Source organism: Bartonella sp. CB10SXKL (assembly GCF_042195515.1).
Classification (GTDB): Bacteria; Pseudomonadota; Alphaproteobacteria; order Rhizobiales; family Rhizobiaceae; genus Bartonella.
In genome coordinates, this window is the sequence record NZ_JBHION010000085.1 from 1 (window position 1) to 1,160 (window position 1,160).

At 38.6% G+C, this 1,160-nt stretch carries 1 pseudogene; it reads right to left on the reverse strand.

The features are described 5' to 3' along the window. Positions 1-1,160, reverse strand: a pseudogene (locus tag ACFIK3_RS09555) (hypothetical protein); the annotation flags it as partial.

Genomic DNA, 1,160 nt, shown 5'->3' on the forward strand with positions numbered 1-1,160 from the left:
ACCATGCGTTGAATGAGAGCTACAATTTGATCATTCTTAATCTGTGTCCCCCCTGTTAACAATTTGACAACATCCTTTTCAATCCGTTGACGCTCTCTAAACGCCGCCTCTTTGAAAGGAATCCAAGCAGACTTCCCAGCAGCTTTTGCTAATTGTACAGCTGCATCATGTTTACCCGTTGGCATATTGACGTTATGCATAAAAGATATCTTTTCATCCGCTACACGACCTGGTATTCTGTTATAAAAATCTGCATAATTAGCTTCTTTTTCGACAACCTTCTTGACCGCAGAAGCTTTATCGGCTCCATAAATCTTTGCAAATCGTTTATACAGATCATTCGTACCAAAAATCTCCTTTGCCTTGGATACTTCATCTTTTGTTTGACCCATACCTTGTAAAAGTTCTGCCCTTGAACCCTTTTTAAAGTATTCTTGTTGTGCCTTTGGTAATTCATCAAAGATTTTACTGAACTCATCCTTATTAACCGACTTGCTAAGGATTTTGGAACCTTCATCCATGGCATCTAAACGTGAACTATATTGGTGATACAATGATCGTGCCTTCTTATATTTAGGCGATATATCATCCATAAGCTCTAATAACTTTTTCTGAATGCCAACTAAGGTATGAACTTTACTATTATCTCCTATCTTCTCGGCTTCATCTCTCATAAGACCAAGTTTAACCTTCGTTTCATGGAGAACTCCCATGTTGGGTTTTTCTTTAAGGAGATTAAATTTTTCAGAAGAAAACGAACTGACTTCTTTGCCACCACTCGTGAATTCCTGTAGCCCTCCTTTATAAGCCTGTTTGAAGTATGGACGCTTCATTAATTCATTAAGAGCACCATAATGCTGTTCTCCTATTGGTGTTTTTTGAGCTATTTCGTAAAGAGTATGTGGTTCTGCTTTCCTAATCGCGATAAGATCATCTTTTAAACCTGTAACATTTTGACGAGGAACAAAGTATTTATCAGCCGCCTGATGAATACGCTCCCCTCCTCCCAGCGCTCTCTGTTCAGCTCTCTTGGTTAAATCAAGATAAGCCCCTTGGTTTCTTTTCGCGATATCAAAAACAAGATCCTGTAAAAAAGGACTATGATCAGCTACGTAATCGGTAGGAACTGCTTTTTTAAAAGATTCTCCTAGCTCTTCAGA